Source organism: Variovorax sp. 10L426, assembly GCF_056395305.1.
The window spans coordinates 1-402 of the sequence record NZ_JBFTJF010000118.1; the positions used below are offsets into that span (position 1 = coordinate 1).

General features: G+C 66.8%; 1 protein-coding gene. It reads right to left on the reverse strand.

Annotation, left to right across the window (positions count from 1 at the left end):
- Window positions 1–402 (reverse strand): ABC transporter permease subunit (locus AC1DHL_RS30035; RefSeq protein WP_478164374.1); only part of this gene is annotated, 402 nt, incomplete at both ends.

Below are 402 nucleotides of genomic sequence, written 5' to 3' on the forward strand. Positions count from 1 at the left end.
CTGCAGGCCATCCTCGCCRCCSGTGAACGGCGCCTGCAGGCAGAWGAAGWACAGCATCTGCGCCAGCGCCAGCGTGATCATCGAGAARTAGATGCCYTGCCGTCGGATGGCCAGCGAGCCGACCACGTAGCCGATGCCGGCCCCGGTCAGCGTGCCGAGGATCAGGCCCACTTCCGGCGTCACGCCCCAGACCTTCATCGCATGGCCGGCCGCGTAGCCGGCGCCGCCGAAGAAGGCCGCGTGGCCAAASGAGAGCAGCCCGGTGAAGCCGATCAGCAGATTGAACGCGCAGGCGAACAGCGCGAAGCACATCACCTTGAGCACGAACACCGGGTAGGCGCCCGCCATCGGGGCCACGATCAGCCCCAGCAGCAGCAAGCCGTAAAGCACCTTCTTCTGCAC